Source organism: Mesobacterium pallidum, assembly GCF_019966535.1.
GTDB lineage: Bacteria > Pseudomonadota > Alphaproteobacteria > Rhodobacterales > Rhodobacteraceae > Mesobacterium > Mesobacterium pallidum.
In genome coordinates this window covers 23,993-40,780 of the sequence record NZ_JAIMID010000029.1, presented here as the reverse complement: position 1 = coordinate 40,780, position 16,788 = coordinate 23,993, and the positions used below count along the sequence as shown (strand labels likewise).

The following is a 16,788-nucleotide window of genomic DNA, read 5'->3' as shown; positions in this document are numbered from 1 at the left end:
CGCCGCGCCATACGCAGGTGACTGGTCAATCATCCTGTTCGGAAATGCCGGCAAGCGGCGTGCGAGAGCGTCAGCCATCACGACCCAAATCCTTACGTATGAAATACATTTTCGAAAACCGCGGCCCCACCGGCCGCCTCGTGCCCCTGGCACCATGCCTGCCTCGGCCATGGCCGCATCTAAATGAACGCGGTCCCCCCGTGCCGTGCAGGATCGTTCTGAAAACGTACTCCGTGACAATATGTATGGACGGAGGTTAGCCCAACTTGCCGATATCGCCAAAGCGCTTTTTCGGCGTCTCAGCCGCGGGTAACGATGCGCAGCTCGGCCACGTCCTCGTCCACCGCCTGCAGGGCGGCCAGGATTCGCGGCTCCAGATGGGTCTGGACATAGGCCGCGTGGAACCGGCTGGGCGCGGCCAGGGTCAGCCGATTGCCCGTCCGCGCCGCCCGCTCGAGGCCGCGGATCCAGGCCGCGAACTGGCCCGGGTTCTCCTGGTGCAGCAGCGCCTGCGCCAGCGCCCATTCGGTCCCCGAGGCCAGGTCCGGCGGCGGCACCTCGCCCCTGACCGGCATCGGCAGGATCTCGGCCCCCTGCCCCGCCTCGGGCCCCTGCATCCGCAGCGCAAAGTCCGGGCCGACCCGGTCCCAGGCGGGGCGCGTGTCGTCCAGCATCCGGTCGATGTCCATCCGGTATTCGGTCACCCGGCCGCGCGCGCCCTGCCGCTTGACGATGAGCCAGCCCATCGCCCGCAGCCGCGCCATCTCGCGCTTGACCGTGCGTTCGTCGACGGACCAGAGCGCGGCGATCTCGCGCTGCCCCACGGCCAGCTCGTCCCGCGCCCAGTTGTAGCGCGCCGTCACCAGCGTCATCAGCCGCAGCACGCGGGTCTGCGCCGCCCGCTCCTGCGACAGGGCAAAGGCGCCGAGCGCGGTCAGCAGATCATATTTTCGGGAAGCCGCCGCGCGTCCGACGGGGCGTGCCTGGTGCATCCTGTCCTCGATCCTCATTCCGTCACCCTTGACGGGCCAGCGCCCCCAGGGTCACGTCTCGACCGGGTCAATGGCCGAACTGCCTCGATTGCCGGGCGTCACCGTCTTCGCAGCGCTTTTCCCGATCTTGGGACGATTTGCGTCCTGAATGTCGATTCTGTCAAGGGAAAGCCGATCCGGGCCCTGGCCTTGATCCCAATTCAAATGATGAATCTGGGTATCAATGGTATTGGGGGACATGCTGGCTGTCCCCTAATCGGGCGAAAATGTCCCCCAATCCGTGGGGGATGCGACGTGGCTGTCCCCCTAAATCTGACCCCTGCCCTGGGTCTGTCCCCATGTCACCGGACCGGGTTCGCGAATCGGTTATCCCGTCCAACCCCCTGTCCCGCCTTGGCAAAACGCAAAAACCAGGTTTGGCTGAATCTACGATATTCGCTTTTGCGTTTTTGGCAAATCCGCCGTAAATTCGCAAACACCAAGAATTAGCGTCCCCGCGGGGACAGCGATCGACAGGCGGGCCGCAAAGGCCGCAACCAGAGGGCAGACATGTTCACGCACAAAGACCTGAAGGCGCTTCAGACCCAATCCCTGCGCATGCAGGGGGCGATCCGGCGCCAGACCTATTCCCCCGAAAGCTCCAAGACGCTGCGGCGGTTCTCCAGCTGGGAGCTGTCCGAGCTGATCCTCAAGGTCAACCAATCCACACTGCGCGGCAAGCTGGCGGCCGATCCGTCCCTGCCCCAGGGCATGGTCGAGGAGGACGGTCGCCAGCGTTGGTACACCCTCGACGAGGTGAACGAGATCCGGCGCAAGCTGCGTATCGGCCGCAAGTCCTTCCTGCCGCAGCGCCCCGCCGGGCAACGGGCGATCCGCGCGGCCATCGCCAACTTCAAGGGCGGGGCCGGCAAGTCGACCGTGGCGCTGCATTTCGCCCATGCCGCCGCGCTTGACGGCTACCGGGTGCTTTGCGTCGATTTCGACCCGCAGGCGACGCTGAGCCATTCCATGGGCCTGACGGACGTGGACGAGGAATTCACCGTCTGGGGCATCATGGCCCGCGACCTCGCGCGCGAGACGGAGCGGATGAATACGCTCACGCGCGGCGCCGAAAGCGGCACCGCCCTGCCCCAGCGCCGCCTGCCCGCCTCCATCGCGGAAATGGGCCTGTCGGGCCTGCGCGTGACCGATTTCATCAAGCCGACGAACTGGCCGACCATCGACATCGTGCCCTCTTGCGCCAACGCGGCCTTCGTCGAATTCGCGAGCGCGCAATACCGCCACATGAACCCGGAATGGAGCTTTTTCGCCGCCGTCTCGCGCTATCTCGACCAGCTGTCGGATGACGCCTATGACATCGTGATCTTCGACTGCCCGCCGGCCATCGGCTACCAGTCGATGAACGCGGTCTTTGCCGCCGACATGCTCTATATCCCCTCCGGCCCCGGCTACTGGGAATACGATTCCACCACCTCCTTCATCGGCCAGCTGGCCGAGGCGCTCGAGGATCTGACCGGGTTCGCCGGGCTTGTCCCCGCGGGGACACTGCCGCTGCCCAAGGTCTTCCAGGACGTCCGCTTCCTGCTGACAAGGTTCGAGCCGAACAACGACCTGCACCGCGCGATGCAGTCAGCATTCGGCAAGGTTTTCGGGGACAGACTGGCCGAACATCCCATCGAACTCACGCGGGCGGTCGAACAATCGGGGCGGTTCCTCAACTCGATCTACGAGACGGATTACCGCGACATGACACGCGAGACCTGGCGCCGCGCGCGCGGCTCCTTCGACCGCGCCTACGAAGAGTTCCGGGGCAACCTGCTGGCCGCCTGGGCCGGCATCGAGCAGAGCGAGGCCGCGTGATGAGCAAGAAGCGCCGTATCTTCGACATCGAATTCGACGCGGCCGAGGCCCCCCCCGCCCCGGCCGAACAGCCCGAGTCCGAACGCCGTGGCCCCATGGCCAGCGCGATCCACGAAACCGCCGAGGCCCTGACCGAACGCCGCGCCGCCGAGGCGCGCATCCGCGAGGAAAACGACCGGCTGGCCCATGAGTTCGTCGCGTTGAAAAAGGCCGGGCAGATCGTGCGGACCCTGCCGCTGGGCGAGATCCTGACCAGCAAGCTGACCCGTGACCGCAAGCCCGGCCGGGACGCCGAGATCGACGAGCTGAAGGCGTCGCTGCTGGAAATCGGCCTGTCGAACCCGATCCGGGTCGAAGAGGTCTCGGGCGGGTACCAGCTGATCCAGGGCTGGCGGCGCCTCACGGCCTACAAGGAGCTGCTGGAGGAAACCCGCGACCGCACATGGGCCGAGATCCCCGCCGCGATCCAGGTCAAGGGCGAGGCGCTGGACCGGCTCTACCAGCGCATGGTCGATGAAAACCTGGTGCGGCGCGACCTGAGTTTCGGCGAGATGGCGCAGCTGGCGGTCAGCTATGCGGGCGATCCGAACACCCCGCGCTGCACCCCGTTCGAGGCCGTGGACCGTCTCTATACCAGTGCTTCGAGACAGAAGCGGTCCTACATCCGGCACTTCACCACGCTCTGCGAAGCCATCGGCAAGCACCTGTCGCATTTCGATGCAGTGCCGCGCAAACTGGGGCTGGAACTGGTCAAGCGGCTGGACGATGCGCCCGAGATCCAGGCCGGGATCATCGCCGATCTGCAAGCCCTGCCGAAACGGACGCCCGAGGATGAACTGGCCGTACTGACCGCCTGGGCCAAGCCTGTCCCCGCGGGGACAAGGGCGAAACCGGCGCCGAAAAGCTCGGCCAAGACGGTGATCAAGCTGAGCCGCCCGGGCGGGGCCGCCAAGTGCACCGCCTCGGACGGGCGGCTGGAATTGCTGGTCGACCGCGACTTTTCCGCCCTCGACCGGGCGACGCTGGAAGAGGCTGTGCAGGCGCTTCTGGACCGGCTCGACCGGGGCTGACATGGCGGCGCCGGGTTTCACCAGGTGACCCGGCGCCGCAAAGGGCTGGCCATGGCGGCCGGCCCACGTCTAGGCTCACCTTCGGAGGAGACGGGGGCGAAGCGCCCCTGAACGAAGGAGAATCCGATGCCCGATGATGCCAAGACGGAATTCTGGCGCGACCTGAAACCGATCACCAAGGTCTTTCAGCCCGACGCCCAGCCCGAGGTCTACCTGCCCAACATCGCCGAAGACGACGCGCGCTACTACGTGCCGTTCACCGAGACGGTGTTTTCCAAGCCGGTCTGGATCTCGCCCAGCCGCAACATGTGGTGCGACGTGCTGATGGCGACGGGGCCGGGGCTGGTGAACCGGCACTACCACCCGCACGAGGTGTTCGCCTACACGATCAGCGGCAAGTGGGGCTACCTCGAACACGACTGGATCGCGACGGCGGGGGATTTCGTCTACGAGACGCCCGGCGAGGGGCATACCCTCGTGGCCTATGAGCACCCGGACCCGATGAAGGTGCATTTCAAGGTCACCGGGCCGCTGATCTGGCTGGACGAGAACGGCGAGCCGGACGGGTATTTCGACGTTCACCAGTACATCGAGTTGTGCAAGGCGCATTACGAAAAGGTCGGGATCGGCGCGGATTACATCGAGACGCTGTTTCGGTGAGGGTTGTTCGTCGCGCCTGATGGCGCGCCTCGCGACAGGCGCCTGATGGCGCGCCACACACCATGCGCCTGATGGCGCGCCTCGCCATGGGTCAGCGGGAATAGACGTCCTCGTAAAGATCCACGACCTGTCCGTCGCCGGGGATGATCCCGGCGGCGGCATCGGGGCGCAGCAGCAGGTTTGTCCCCGCGGGGACATAGCCGGCCAGCGCGGGGGCGAGCAGGGGGGAGAGGCGTTCGGTCCGGTAGCTTTGGATCACCAGCAGCGGCGGGTTCGAGGCCAGCGCGCGGGGCAGGCGGCCGGTGGGGCCCTCGGCCTCCAGGCGGACCATGTTCATCGCGTCGAGCCAGACATAGGGCGCGGTCTTGCGGTTGGGCAGCATGCCGAGCCCGTCGAAATAGGTCTCTCCCTCCGGCACCAGCGCCTCGGCCGCGCGCAGCGTGTCAAGCTGGGTGTGGTTGTCATGCGCGACGTAGCCGATGTTGCGGACGAAACTGGCGGCCACCACAAGTGCGAAGACCAGCAGCAGCGTGCGCTGCCGTGCCTCGGGGAAGCGGTCCAGCAGGGCCGGTGCGTAGGGCGCGAGGAAGGGCAGCACCATGGTGAAGACATAAGGCCAGGGCTGGTTGTGACGGAACACCAGCACGGCCATCACGAGGGTGAACACGAGGTGCAGGCGCTGCCCCTGGGTCAGGCTCCGGAACCGGGCGAGGGTCAGGGCGAGGCCGGCAAAACAGGCGAGGTAGAGCGGCGCGTTGCGGACCAGCGTTTGGGCCACGAAATGGCGCAGGCTGCCGTAATGGTCCTGCGCCGTGGTGGCGACCTCGAGCGGGCCGAGGAAGGTGAATCGGAAGACCTCGGCCGCGTTGCTGCCGCCGAAGACCAGCGCGTAGACGGCGATGGCAGCGAGCCAGCCGGCGATCAGCAGGGCGGCGCGTTGCAGAGCCTGGACGACGGAGCGGGCGACCAGCGCCTCGACCACCAGCGCGGAGCCGAGTGCAAAGTTGAAGTAGGCGGACTTTTGGGTGGCGACGAAGGCGAGCCCGCTCAGCAGCCCGGCGATCAGGATGGTACGCGCCCGGTTCGCATCATGGCGGATGACGACCCAGAGCGCGGAGGCAGCGAAGAATAGCGCGAGCGGTTCGGAGCGGAGGCGGAATCCGCGCTCGATGAATGTCGAAAAGCTGAGCAATATCAGTGCGATAATCACGGCGCGAAAGGCCGACTGTCCCAGCGCACGGGCGGTGGCGTATGTCACGCCGACCACGGCCGTGGCCAGCCCGGCGGCCAGCATCCGCGCGGTAAGGACCTGCGCGACCGCATCGTCCCCGGCCAGTGCCGCCAGCTTGAAGAACGCCGCGTAAAGCAGCGCTTTTTCCGGCCATATGTCCGTGAACGCGCCGTTCCAGACGTATTGCGCCTGGTGCAGGTGCCAGAACTCGTCCATCACCAGCCGCGTGTTCAGCGCCAGCGCGAAGAGCATCAGCAGCTTGAGCACCAGCGCGGCCGTCACCAGCCGGCCGGACAGGGCAGGGGAGAGCGGCAGGGCGCGCGCCTCGGCCAGGCTCATCCCCGTTTCTCGACCAGGAAAGCGAGGTTCTGGCCCCAGGGCGCGATCGACCGACGGGCGGTCACGGCGCCCGCGCCGAAGACCCGGGCGATCAGCGCCTCCTGCTCGTCCAGCGGCATGTAGCGCACGCCCTTGTCGCCGCCGACATGCACGTCGGCCACGTAGACGGCGGCGTGGATCGGGGTGGGGCGGCGGACCCAGTCCTTGAAGACCAGCTTGCCGCCGGGCGCCAGCAGGTCGCGGGCGGCCACAAGGATGCCTTCGCGCAGCGCGTCGGGCACGTGGTGCAGCACGTCGTTGATGACGACGAGGTCAAAGCGGCCGGGCTGCTGCACGGCCAGATCCTCGGCCGTAACCTGTTGGAATTGCACGCGGTCTGCGGGGCCTTCGTACAGGCGGCCGAGGTGCGGGATGATGTCGATGCCGGTGTAATGCGCCTGCGGGAAATCGCGGGTCAGGCGTTCGGCCAAGGCGCCTTCGCCGCAGCCGATCTCGAGGATATCGGTCGGCTCGCTCCAGTCGCGGATGGCGCGGGACATGTCCTCGAGGTCGATGAAGATGCGGCGGTAAAGCTCGCTCACCTGCCGTTCATAGGGGCCGAATGCCTTGCGCACGGTTCTGCCGATGGATCCCATGTCTGTGCCTCAATTCGTTTTCAGTTTCAGGCGGGGCAGGACCCGGCCAAGGATATTGGTGTCGCGCAGGAAGGCGTGCCAGCCGGTGGGGCCAAGCGCGAGAAGGCGCAGCGCGATGCGGCCCAGCCCGGCGCCCTGCTGGTCGTGGAACCGGCCCGCCAGCGCGGCGTTCAACGCGTTCGACAGGTCCGCCAGGCGGCCGACGCGGTTGGCGACGTCTTCGGGCAGGGCCTTGAGGTGGCGGGCGACGGGGGCGGCGAGCTGGGCGCGAAAGCCCTGGGCGTCGCGCGAGCCGGTCAGCGTGAGCGAGCCGCCATGGATGCGGAAGGCCGCCAGCGCGCGCGGGTCCCAGGCGATTGGGCCGGCCTGCGCGAGGCGCAGCCAGAGGTCCCAGTCGGCGGTGTACCACAGGTCGGGATCCAGCGCGCCGAGCTTGAGCGCCGTGTCGCGGCGGAACATGGCGGCGGGCAGGGCGACGGTGTTCTGCACAAGGAGGTGACGCAGGGCCTCTTGCCCGTCGATCAGGCGGGCCTTGCGGCCGAACGGGGGTGCTGCGCGACCGACGCGCGCGCCGGTCGCGTCCACGTAATCGGCGGCGTGAAGGTAAAGCGCGGCATTCGGGTGCGCTTCGGCCATTTGCCGCAGTGCCTCAGCCCGGCCGGGACGCCAAAGGTCGTCCTGGTGCAGCATCGTCACCAGCGGCGCGCGGGCGGCGCTGAGGGCGATGTTGGTGTTCTCCATCCAGCTTTGGCTGTCCGGGGCGTCGATCACAGTCACGCCCGCGCGCAGCAGCAGGTCCCGGCTGCCGTCACTGCCGTCCTGCACCACGGCAATCACCTCGACCCCGTCGCGCTGGCCGAAGAGCGAGGCGAGCGTGTCGGGCAGGGTCGCGGCGCCCTTGTGGATCGGCATGAGGACAGAGAGCCAGGGATCAGACATGGCGTTTCCCCAGGGCCACGAGCAGCGGCGCGATGGCCAGAAACCCGGCGGTCTGGACGATGCGCAGGGCCAGCGCCGCCTCGGTCGCCTCGGCCACGCCGGACCCTTGCGCGATCAGCACGCCGGACCAGGTCAGTTCCACCACGCCGAGGCCGCCGGGAAAGATCGGCAGGGTCATGACCAGCAGCACCAGCGGGTAGGCGGCGACCAGCAGGACCGGGTCGGCCTGCGGCGCGAGCACCATCAGCAGGCCGACGTTCATCGCGGCCATCATGAGGTAGCGGGCGAGGCTGAGCGAGGTGAGCGTCACCAGCAGGCGGCCGGGCATTTCCCGCGCTTTGTCAAAACCTTGGGCGAGGGTGGCAAAGGCGCCGGCCATCGGCGCCAGTCGCGCGACGGCCCAGGCGCCCAGCGTCAGGCCCGGCCGGACGACGCCGGTCAGCACCAGCGCGATGAGCAGCGCGAAGATCCCCGTTGCGACGATGTCGAACCCCGCGAGGCGGGCCAGCAAGCCCGATGCGCCCATCGCGGCCAGCACGATCACCTCGAACACCTGCTCGAGCAGCGAGGTTCCGACCGCCCGCGTCGGCGCGATCCCGTGGCGCCGCGCGACCCAGGCGCGCAGGGCGGGGGTCACCAGCTGGATCGGCAGGACCTGCCCCGCCAGCGCGCCCAGCGTGGTGGCCGAAGTGGCGTCGCGCAGCGGCAGGCTTTGCCCGCCCCCGGCGCCCAGGATCAGCACCCATTTCTTCGCCGCAAGGGCGATGATCACCGCCTGCACCAGCGCGACGGGAAGATAGACCCAGAGCGGCACGCGCCCCAGCGCGGCCCAAAGGCCCGAGAGCGTCAGCCCCGAGCCCAGCACCAGCACCGCCAGCAGCCCGGCCGCAAACCCGAGTGACAGCAGCACGGGCCGCACCCGGCCCGCTGCGCCCATGGTCACCGAGGCCCCCACGGCCCGGTCAGACCGCGGCAACGGCCGCGTGGCGCGACCGGTTGCCGGAAATGATCGACAGCATGAAGCCGGCAAAGAACAATTCGGCCCCCACAAGCGTCGTCGTCGATGCGCCGATCAGCCCGCGCATGGCGTTGAGCTGGCCGAAATCCGACGCCACCCAGCCCGCGGTGATGGCGAAGGCCCAGGCAAAGCCCGCGCCCATGGTCATCAGCCCCGCGCCCAGCCAGTATTGCAGCCGTGAGCGGCCGAGCAGGCGGGCCATCAGACCCTCGGGGCGGCGGTAGCCTTCGCGGTAGCCGTAAAGCGTGGCATAGATCCCCATCAGCGCCAGTTGCACCGACAGCACCACCGCGCCCGAGGCGACGACCGCCCAGTGGGTGCCAAGGCGCAGGCCGGCAAAGCTCACCAGTTCGGACCCGCCGGCGCTCAGCAGCGCGGCCATGACGGTCACGCCGAAGAGCGCCAGCGCGGCGGCAGGGGCGAGGAACAGCCATGTGGGGCTGAGCAGGAACATGTAGATCAGGTGCCTCAGCCCGTCCCGCCAGGGGTTCAGATGCGGCGGACGGCCCCGGCCATCGGGCGAGAGCGTCACCGGCACCTCGGCCACGTTGAGCCGCATCAGCACCGATTTCAGCACCATCTCGGAGGCGAATTCCATCCCCGTAGACGACAGCTTCATCCGCTCGAAGGCGTCACGGCTCAGCGCGCGGATGCCGCAATGGGCGTCGCCAATGTCGGTGCGGTATAGCAGCCGCAGGATGCCCGACAGCGCCGGGTTGCCGATGTAGCGGTTCTTCCACGGCATGGCGCCCGGCTTGATCCCGCCCTTGAAGCGGTTGCCCATGCAGACATCCGCGCCTTGCAGCAGCTTTTCCACCATCGGCAGCGCCTCGACGAAGTCGTAGGAACAATCGCTGTCGCCCATCACCAGGTAATCGGCCTTGGCGGCCCGGAAGCCGCCCATCAGCGCCGCGCCGTAGCCGCGTGTCGCGATGGGCACGACACGGGCGCCCGCCGCCTCGGCCAGCGCCTGGCTGCCGTCGGTCGACCCGTTGTCGGCGACGATCACTTCGCCGGTCAGGCCAAAGCGCTCCTCGATCAGGCCGATCGCCTCTTTCGCGCGCAGGACGCACCATTCGATGGTCTCTGCCTCGTTGAGGCAGGGGAGCACGAAGGCGACCGAGATCGTCGACATCTTCATTGTTTCCGACTCTCCGTTCAATCCCGGGCTTCTCCGGGTATTGGGGTTTGTCTGGTCAACAAATGCGACCAAATCAGGGCATCCCCCGCGTGATTTTGCGGCGCAGCGGTTAAAACCGGAACAATGCGGGGGCCACGGGGGTCGATTGACCCCGGGCGGGCGACCAGCCATGGTTGCGGCGACAGGATCAAGCGATGCAGGAGACGGGCAGAATGGCGCCGAAATTCGGAACAAGCGGGCTGCGCGGGCTGGTGGTCGAGCTGACGCCAGAGCTGGTGGCCGATCACGTCCGGGCCTTTGTTGCCGCCTGCGAAACGGGCGGCACGGTCTGCGTCGGGCGCGACCTGCGGCCGTCCTCACCGCGCATCGCGGGGGACGTGATCGCGGCGGTGCGCAGCATGGGCGTTCGGGCGGTGGATTGCGGCGCGTTGCCGACGCCCGCGCTGGCGCTCGAGGCGCAGCGGCGCGGGGCGGCAGCGGTGATGGTGACGGGCTCGCATATCCCAGCCGACCGCAACGGGCTCAAGTTCTATTCGACCGCCGGAGAGATCACCAAGGCGGATGAGCAGGCGATCACCGGCGCGCTTGGCACGGCGCCGGGTGGCAGCGAAGGGGCGATGGAAGTCGAGACCGGCGCTGATGAACGCTTTACCGACCGCTACGTGGATGCCTTTGGCGCAGGCGCGCTGGCGGGGCGGCACATCGGGCTTTACGCCCATTCCGCCGTGGGGCGGGAGTTGATGCGCGAGGTGTTCGATCGGCTGGGCGCGAAGGTGACCGTTCTGGCGCCGTCGGACACCTTTATCCCCGTTGATACCGAGGCGGTGGCGCCCGAGCTGCGGGTGCAACTGGCCGAGTGGGTGACCGAGCATGGGCTGGACGCCCTCGTCTCCACCGATGGCGATTCGGACCGGCCGCTGATGGTGGACGAGACGGGGCAGGTGGTGCCGGGCGATATCCTGGGCCAGATCACGGCGGAACTGCTGGAGGCCGAGACCATCGTGACCCCGATCAGCTCGAATTCGGGCGTGGTGCAGAAGGGCGCGGCGGTGGTGCGCACCCGCATCGGGTCGCCTTACGTGATCGCGGGGATGGAAGAGGCGGGCGGCCGTGTCGTCGGCTACGAGGCCAATGGCGGCTTCCTGCTGGGCTTCGACGCGCTGGGGCTCGAACCGCTGGTGACCCGCGATTGCGTGCTGCCGCTGGTGGCAGTGCTGGTCGCCTCGGGCGAGAGCGTTTCGGCCCGCGTGGCGCAGGAACCGTCGGTCTGCACCGCGGCCGACCGGCTGCAGGAGGTCCCGCAGGAGCTGAGCCAACCCTTCGTCGCGGCGCTGGCCTCGGATGCCGCCGCGCGCAGGGCGTTCCTGTCCGTGCTGGGGGAGACCGCGCACGAGGTCGACCTGACCGACGGGGTGCGGATGACCCGTGCCGACGGGGTGGTTCTGCATGTCCGGCCTTCGGGGAATGCCCCCGAATTGCGTCTCTATGTCGAGGCGAAATCGCGATCCGAGGTCACGGCGCTACTGGATCGCGGCCTTGCCGTGTTGCGCGAAGCCGTGATGGGCGCGGCGGCATGAAACGGGCTGTCCTGGCGCTGCTGGTCTGGGGCTGTGCGGCCGGGGCGCAGGACCTTGGCCCGCGTCCGGAGTTCCGGGACCGCGACCCCGCGCGGGTCGAGCTGGGGCAATTGCTCTTCTACGATCCGGTCCTGTCGGGCAACCGCAATATCTCCTGCGCCTCCTGCCACCATCCGCGATTCGGCACCGGCGACGGCGTGGCGCTGTCGATCGGCGAAGGGGGCATGGGACTGGGCCCTGAGCGCCGGATAGACCCTGAAAACGCGCCCGAAGAGCGGATCCCGCGCAATGCGCCCGCGCTCTTCAACCTCGGGGCGGCGGAATTCAGCGTGATGTTCCACGACGGTCGGCTCGAGGCCTGGGAGGGCGCGCCGAACGGCATCCGCACGCCTCTCGGGCAGGACATGGTCGAGGGCTTCCAGTCGGTGCTGTCGGCGCAGGCGATGTTCCCCGTGCTCTCGGGCGACGAGATGGCGGGGCATTATTCCGAGAACGCGGTGTCCACGTCCGTGCGCCTGTCGAACATGCGCGGTGCCTGGGACGAGATCGCGGGCCGGGTTGCCGCGATCCCGGGTTACCGCGCGCGGTTCGACGCCGTGCTGGGGCAGGGGGCCGAGGTGCAGTTCACCGACATCGCCAATGTGATCGCGGATTTCATCGCGGTGGAATGGCGGGCCGATCACAGCCCCTTCGACCGCGCAATGACCGGTGGCGCGCCGCTCGAGCCGGAGGCCGAGGCGGGGCGGCAGCTGTTCTACGGCAAGGCGGGCTGCGGGGCCTGTCATTCGGGCTGGTTCCAGACCGATCACGACTTCCACGCCATCGCCATGCCGCAGCTGGGACCGGGCAAATCCGCAAGGTTCGAGACGCATCACCGCGATGAGGGGCGGCTGCGCGTGACCGGCGATCCGGGGGACGCCTTTGCCTTTCGTACACCCAGCTTGCGCAACGTGGCGCTGACCGCGCCCTACGGGCATTCGGGGGCCTATGCGACGCTGGAAGGGGTCGTGCGGCATCACCTCGACCCGGTGGCGGGGCTGATGGGCTACGACCGGGGGCAGGTGGCGCTGGTGGGGATGCCGGTGGAGGATTGGACGATCCTCGACGACCCGGCCGAGGTCACGGCGATTGCCGATGCCAACGCGTTGGCGCCGGTGTCCTTGAGCGACGGGGAGGTGGGGAAGATCCTTGCCTTCCTGCATGCCCTCACCGATGTGCGGCAGGGGACGGGCGACCTGGGCGTGCCCGAGGCGGTGCCGAGCGGTTTGCCGGTGGATCGCTGAGCGTCGGGCGTTGCGCCCGTTGCAGCGGGCGGATCTGCATATTTGGGGAAATATGAAAGGGCAGGGGGCAGGGCCCGGGGGCCTGCGCCCCTTGGCCCGCGTCGAAGTGAGTATTTGTGGAATAATGAAAGGGGGAGGGGTCACTTTGCCCGAAGGGTGACCTCCGTGTTTGCCGGGATTTCCTGCCAGGGGCCGGGGGGGGCGCCGGGCAGGAGGAGACGGGCGCGGGCCGAGGGGGCGTCTCCGATCCCGAAATGGACAGGGAGGGACTGGCCGCCGGCGTGGCCTCCGCCCACGGTGATCTCGCGGACCTGGCGGGTGGTGTCGGTTTCGAGTTCCACGAAGGCGCCGATGGCTTGCGTGTTGGGGGCGGGGACCGTGACGCGGAGAGAGACGAATTGCCCCGTATCAGAGACGTTTTCCCACAGCTCCATCGGCGCGCGGCGGTTGACCACGGCGAGGTCGAGGCGGCCGTCGTGGTTGAGGTCCGAGAGCGCCGCGCCGCGGCCGCGGGCGAGGGAAGCGATGCCGGCGGTGGCGCCCGCTTCGCTGAAGCCGCCATAGGGCTGCTGCATCAGCAGGTTGTTGGGGTCGTCCATCGCCGCGTCGGGCATCTGTTCCACGTTGCCCTTGGCGACGAAGATGTCGTCGCGCCCGTCGTTGTCCACGTCGCCGAACTGGGCGTGCCAGCCGGTCGAGGGGCGGCCGTCGCCGCCCATGTAGGGGCGGTGCGCCGTGGTGCCGCGCTCAAAGGTGGCGTCGGCCCAGGTGGGGCCGTTGGTCGAGGGCTCGAAGGTCTGGAATTTCTGGTCGCCCATCGACGTCAGGTAGACGTCGGGGTAGCCGTCGCCGGTCACGTCGCGCGAGGCGATGCCCATGCCCCAGAGCTTGTAGCTGCGCCAGCCGTCTTCGGACGTGTAGAGGCGGGGCGTATCCTCCATCGCCCACATCTGTTCCTCGCCGCCGCGCACGTAGTAATGGCGGTCGTTCGACACCCGCAGGTCGGCACGGCCCGAGCGGGACCAGTCGGAGAAGAGCATCGAGAGGGCGCAGAAGCCGGGCGTCAGCCGTTCGGGCGGGCCGTAGCGGTCGCCGGCCGGACGGTAGAGCAGGGTGTCGTCGCAGGCCTCGAACGGGCCGTTCGGGTCGGTTCTGTCCACGTAGGTGCCGAAGGCGAGGGTGGGCAGGCTTTGCCCGGCCTCCCATGTGGCCGAGAAGGCGGTCGTCCAGTGGTCGCCGCTGTCGAACCCGATGTCCATGTCGGTGAAGCTGCAATCCGGCCCGCCCTTCATGAGCCGGTCGGGGCCGACGCGCAGGAGGGCGAGGTCGAGAACCCCGTCGCCGTCGATGTCGAGCGGATAGGCGCCGGTGAGGCCGGTCCAATCGGTCGCTTCGGCCTCGAACGCGAGCAGCGCGCCGGGGCCTTCGGTGCGGTTGCGGAAGAGCGTCGCGGGGGCGGTGCCGCCGGCGGCCAGCATCTCGGGGAAATCATCGCCGTCACAGTCGAAGACGGCGAGGCCGCCTCCGACGAAATGCTCCCACCCGCCGGAATAGATATGCTCGGGCAGGGGGCGGGGGGTGAAGCGGGGCTCGGCCGCAAGAGGGGACGCGGCGAGCAGGCAGAGGAGGAAACTAGGCCGCATTGGGATCAAGCCTTGCAAGAGACAGGCGCGCGACCTCGTCGATGGCATGGGCGGCGGCGCCCTGGGCCCACATCAGGTCGCCCCAGCGGTGCACGCGCAGCTCGGGCAGGGGCTGTACCTCGGCTTGCAGGGAAAAGGCGTTGGCCTGGTCCAGAACCGTCTCTGTCGTGAGGTAATCGTAGTCGAAGCGGCGCCCGGCCAGGATCACGAGCGCGGGGTCGAAGATGTCGATGACGTTCGACAGGCCCAGGGCGAACATCCGCCCGGCGCGGTCGAAGATCGAGCGGGCGGTGACGTTGCCGGCCTGGGCGGCGGCGTGCATCCCGGCCAGGTTGGTGAATTCCGCGCCGATGCTGCTGGCCTCGCGCAGCAGGGCGTAATCGCCGACATAGGCCTCGAGGCAGCCGCGCTGGCCGCAGCGACACAGGGCGCCGTCTATCTGCACCTTGGTGTGCCCCAGCTCGGCGCCGCAGCCGCGCGCGCCGCGGTGGATGCGGTTGTTCAGCACGATGCCCATGCCGACGCCGCGTTCGATCGTCACCACGATGAAGTCGCGCAGGCCGCGCCCCTCGCCGAGGATCTGTTCGGCCTTGGCGACCACGTTGGCGTCGTTGTCGACGAAGACCGCGCAGCCCAGCCGCTGTGACAGGAGCGTGCCGAGGTCGATGTTGCGCGTCGCCAGCGAGGGCGACCAGTAGACCCAGTTGCGCCGCGCATCGACGAGGCCCGCCATGCCGACCCCGAGGCCCGAGATCTGCGACCGGGCGAGCCCCGCCTCGGCACAGACCCGCGCCAGCGCGTCGGAAATCGCGTCGCAGAGCACAGAGGTCTCGAGCGCGCCCGCCGGGATCGGCAGCTCGAGCCCGCCGATGGCCTGGCCGGCGAAATCGTTGAGCACGACCGAGATCGTGTCATGGGCCACCTTGATGCCGGCCAGCAGATGCGCGTCGCCGCGAATCCCCAGCGCGACGCGGGGGCGTCCCCTGCGGCCGGTCTCGGTGCCGGCGGGGGAGGTCCGCTCTTCGATCAGCCCGGCGCGGAGGAGATCGGAGGTATGCGCGGTCACCGTGGCGGGGCTGAGACCGGCGGCCTGCGCGATCTCGGTCCGGGCGATGGTGCCGGCGCTGCGAATCACGGCCAGGACGTGCTGGCGCGCACCCTCGGGCCGGTCGGGGGCCGGCGGGGTCCCTTGGTCACTCATGTTGCTGTCCTCCCGCCTGAAACCATAAACTGATTTAATTTGATCTGCAAAAAAAATCATGCTAGAGATTGCGAACCGCCCGAAAAAGCAGGTGCGGTCATTGATTGGGAGGAAATCATGAAAATTCTTGGCAAGGTGGCTCTGGCCGCCTCCGTCGCGATGTCGGCCACCATGGCCTATGCGGAAAGCCACGGCATGACCGTGGGCGTCAGCTGGTCGAACTTCCAGGAAGAGCGCTGGAAGACGGACGAGGCGGCCATCGTCGGCGCGCTGGATGCGGCCGGTGCGAAATACGTCTCGGCCGACGCGCAATCGTCGTCGTCCAAGCAGCTGTCGGACATCGAAAGCCTGATCGCACAGGGCGTCGATGCGCTGATCGTCCTGGCGCAGGACACCCAGGCCATCGGCCCGGCCGTGCAGGCCGCCGCCGACGAAGGTATCCCGGTCATCGCCTATGACCGCCTGATCGAAGACCCGCGCGCCTTCTACCTGACCTTCGACAACGTCGAGGTCGGCCGGATGCAGGCCCGTGCCGTGCTCGAGGCCGCGCCGGAAGGCAATTACGTGATGATCAAGGGTTCGCCGACCGACCCGAACGCGGACTTCCTGCGTGGCGGCCAGCAGGAGATCCTGCAGGCGGCGATCGACAGCGGTGCCATCACCATCGTCGGCGAAGCCTATACCGATGGCTGGCTGCCCGCCAACGCGCAGCGCAACATGGAACAGATCCTGACCGCCAATGACAACAACGTCGACGCGGTCGTGGCCTCGAACGACGGCACCGCCGGCGGTGTCGTGGCTGCGCTGACCGCGCAGGGCATGGACGGCATCCCGGTGTCGGGCCAGGACGGCGACCACGCCGCGCTGAACCGCGTCGCCAAGGGCACGCAGACCGTCAGCGTCTGGAAGGACGCCCGTGACCTCGGTCGCGCTGCCGGCGAGATCGCCGTCGCGCTGGCCGGTGGCACCATGATGGCCGATGTCGAAGGCGCAGGCGCCTGGACTTCGCCCGCAGGGACCGAGATGACCTCGATGTTCCTGGCGCCGCTGCCGGTGACCAAGGACAACCTGTCGGCTGTCGTCGACGCGGGCTGGATCACCCAGGAAGCGCTCTGCCAGGGCGTGACCAACGGCCCGGCGCCCTGCAACTGACCTGACACATCCGGGGCCCCCGCCAGGCGCGGGGGCTCCGACCCCCC

15 protein-coding genes are annotated in these 16,788 nt (G+C 68.5%); 6 read left to right on the top strand and 9 right to left on the bottom strand.

Going from position 1 to position 16,788, the window contains the following annotated elements; all coding sequences use genetic code 11:
• Positions 1–299 precede the first annotated feature (299 nt).
• Together MF270_RS25725 and MF270_RS25720 are read right to left on the bottom strand one after the other, a co-directional pair.
• Positions 300–992, bottom strand: coding sequence for a DnaA N-terminal domain-containing protein (locus MF270_RS25725; protein ID WP_238368513.1), 693 nt, complete (start codon positions 990–992; stop codon positions 300–302).
• A gap of 51 nt (positions 993–1,043) precedes the next feature.
• Positions 1,044–1,232, bottom strand: coding sequence for a hypothetical protein (locus MF270_RS25720; protein ID WP_238368510.1), 189 nt, complete (start codon positions 1,230–1,232; stop codon positions 1,044–1,046).
• A gap of 309 nt (positions 1,233–1,541) precedes the next feature.
• Here MF270_RS25720 and MF270_RS25715 point away from each other — a divergent pair, with 309 nt between their 5' ends.
• From MF270_RS25715 to MF270_RS25705, 3 genes are all read left to right on the top strand, one after another.
• The gene (locus MF270_RS25715) at positions 1,542–2,852 is read left to right on the top strand and encodes an AAA family ATPase (RefSeq protein WP_238368509.1); all 1,311 of its coding nucleotides are present in this window, start codon (positions 1,542–1,544) and stop codon (positions 2,850–2,852) included.
• The gene (locus MF270_RS25710; RefSeq protein WP_238368508.1) at positions 2,852–3,922 is read left to right on the top strand and encodes a ParB/RepB/Spo0J family partition protein; all 1,071 of its coding nucleotides are present in this window, start codon (positions 2,852–2,854) and stop codon (positions 3,920–3,922) included. The genes MF270_RS25715 and MF270_RS25710 overlap by 1 nt, the downstream gene beginning before the upstream one ends.
• Before the next feature lie 126 nt (positions 3,923–4,048).
• Positions 4,049–4,582: a 2,4'-dihydroxyacetophenone dioxygenase family protein gene (locus MF270_RS25705; RefSeq protein WP_238368507.1), complete on the top strand. Its 534-nt coding sequence runs from the start codon at positions 4,049–4,051 to the stop codon at positions 4,580–4,582.
• 91 nt (positions 4,583–4,673) lie between these two features.
• Here MF270_RS25705 and MF270_RS25700 read toward each other — a convergent pair whose 3' ends face one another.
• The 5 genes from MF270_RS25700 to MF270_RS25680 are packed head-to-tail and all read right to left on the bottom strand — an operon-like array spanning position 4,674 to position 9,885.
• Positions 4,674–6,152 (bottom strand): DUF7056 domain-containing protein, encoded by a 1,479-nt coding sequence (locus MF270_RS25700; protein WP_238368506.1) that lies wholly within the window; start codon positions 6,150–6,152, stop codon positions 4,674–4,676.
• Positions 6,149–6,787, bottom strand: a complete 639-nt coding sequence (locus MF270_RS25695) for a class I SAM-dependent methyltransferase (RefSeq protein WP_238368505.1) — start codon at positions 6,785–6,787, stop codon at positions 6,149–6,151. Before MF270_RS25695 ends, MF270_RS25700 begins: the two co-directional genes overlap by 4 nt.
• A 9-nt stretch (positions 6,788–6,796) precedes the next feature.
• Positions 6,797–7,726 (bottom strand): glycosyltransferase, encoded by a 930-nt coding sequence (locus MF270_RS25690; RefSeq protein ID WP_238368504.1) that lies wholly within the window; start codon positions 7,724–7,726, stop codon positions 6,797–6,799.
• Entirely contained in the window at positions 7,719–8,663 is a 945-nt protein-coding gene (locus MF270_RS25685) for a lysylphosphatidylglycerol synthase transmembrane domain-containing protein (protein ID WP_238368512.1), read from the bottom strand. The genes MF270_RS25690 and MF270_RS25685 overlap by 8 nt, the downstream gene beginning before the upstream one ends.
• Positions 8,664–8,688: 25 nt before the next feature.
• A complete protein-coding gene (locus MF270_RS25680) occupies positions 8,689–9,885 on the bottom strand; it encodes a glycosyltransferase family 2 protein (protein ID WP_238368503.1) in 1,197 nt (398 codons plus the stop codon).
• A 212-nt stretch (positions 9,886–10,097) separates the two neighbouring features.
• Here MF270_RS25680 and MF270_RS25675 point away from each other — a divergent pair, with 212 nt between their 5' ends.
• The gene (locus tag MF270_RS25675) at positions 10,098–11,462 is read left to right on the top strand and encodes a phosphomannomutase (protein ID WP_238368502.1); all 1,365 of its coding nucleotides are present in this window, start codon (positions 10,098–10,100) and stop codon (positions 11,460–11,462) included.
• Positions 11,459–12,745: a cytochrome-c peroxidase gene (locus MF270_RS25670; protein WP_238368501.1), complete on the top strand. Its 1,287-nt coding sequence runs from the start codon at positions 11,459–11,461 to the stop codon at positions 12,743–12,745. Before MF270_RS25675 ends, MF270_RS25670 begins: the two co-directional genes overlap by 4 nt.
• A 140-nt stretch (positions 12,746–12,885) precedes the next feature.
• Here the strand turns inward: MF270_RS25670 and MF270_RS25665 are convergent, their stop codons facing one another.
• Positions 12,886–14,388: a CRTAC1 family protein gene (locus tag MF270_RS25665; RefSeq protein WP_238368500.1), complete on the bottom strand. Its 1,503-nt coding sequence runs from the start codon at positions 14,386–14,388 to the stop codon at positions 12,886–12,888.
• Complete coding sequence (locus MF270_RS25660) at positions 14,378–15,589, bottom strand: ROK family transcriptional regulator (RefSeq protein ID WP_238368499.1); 1,212 nt, start codon at positions 15,587–15,589, stop codon at positions 14,378–14,380. The genes MF270_RS25665 and MF270_RS25660 overlap by 11 nt, the downstream gene beginning before the upstream one ends.
• A 117-nt stretch (positions 15,590–15,706) precedes the next feature.
• On the opposite strand from MF270_RS25660, the gene xylF reads away from it, so the two are divergent.
• A complete protein-coding gene (xylF, locus tag MF270_RS25655) occupies positions 15,707–16,741 on the top strand; it encodes a D-xylose ABC transporter substrate-binding protein (RefSeq protein ID WP_238368498.1) in 1,035 nt (344 codons plus the stop codon).
• Positions 16,742–16,788: the final 47 nt, after the last annotated feature.

Excerpts from the sequence above, each read along its gene's own strand:
- MF270_RS25725 (WP_238368513.1), bottom strand. The coding sequence starts at position 992 with ATGCACCAGGCACGCCCCGTCGGACGCGCGGCGGCTTCCCGAAAATAT.
- MF270_RS25720 (WP_238368510.1), bottom strand. The coding sequence starts at position 1,232 with ATGTCCCCCAATACCATTGATACCCAGATTCATCATTTGAATTGGGAT.
- MF270_RS25715 (WP_238368509.1), top strand. The coding sequence starts at position 1,542 with ATGTTCACGCACAAAGACCTGAAGGCGCTTCAGACCCAATCCCTGCGC.
- MF270_RS25710 (WP_238368508.1), top strand. The coding sequence starts at position 2,852 with ATGAGCAAGAAGCGCCGTATCTTCGACATCGAATTCGACGCGGCCGAG.
- MF270_RS25705 (WP_238368507.1), top strand. The coding sequence starts at position 4,049 with ATGCCCGATGATGCCAAGACGGAATTCTGGCGCGACCTGAAACCGATC.
- MF270_RS25700 (WP_238368506.1), bottom strand. The coding sequence starts at position 6,152 with ATGAGCCTGGCCGAGGCGCGCGCCCTGCCGCTCTCCCCTGCCCTGTCC.
- MF270_RS25695 (WP_238368505.1), bottom strand. The coding sequence starts at position 6,787 with ATGGGATCCATCGGCAGAACCGTGCGCAAGGCATTCGGCCCCTATGAA.
- MF270_RS25690 (WP_238368504.1), bottom strand. The coding sequence starts at position 7,726 with ATGTCTGATCCCTGGCTCTCTGTCCTCATGCCGATCCACAAGGGCGCC.
- MF270_RS25685 (WP_238368512.1), bottom strand. The coding sequence starts at position 8,663 with ATGGGCGCAGCGGGCCGGGTGCGGCCCGTGCTGCTGTCACTCGGGTTT.
- MF270_RS25680 (WP_238368503.1), bottom strand. The coding sequence starts at position 9,885 with ATGAAGATGTCGACGATCTCGGTCGCCTTCGTGCTCCCCTGCCTCAAC.
- MF270_RS25675 (WP_238368502.1), top strand. The coding sequence starts at position 10,098 with ATGGCGCCGAAATTCGGAACAAGCGGGCTGCGCGGGCTGGTGGTCGAG.
- MF270_RS25670 (WP_238368501.1), top strand. The coding sequence starts at position 11,459 with ATGAAACGGGCTGTCCTGGCGCTGCTGGTCTGGGGCTGTGCGGCCGGG.
- MF270_RS25665 (WP_238368500.1), bottom strand. The coding sequence starts at position 14,388 with ATGCGGCCTAGTTTCCTCCTCTGCCTGCTCGCCGCGTCCCCTCTTGCG.
- MF270_RS25660 (WP_238368499.1), bottom strand. The coding sequence starts at position 15,589 with ATGAGTGACCAAGGGACCCCGCCGGCCCCCGACCGGCCCGAGGGTGCG.
- xylF (WP_238368498.1), top strand. The coding sequence starts at position 15,707 with ATGAAAATTCTTGGCAAGGTGGCTCTGGCCGCCTCCGTCGCGATGTCG.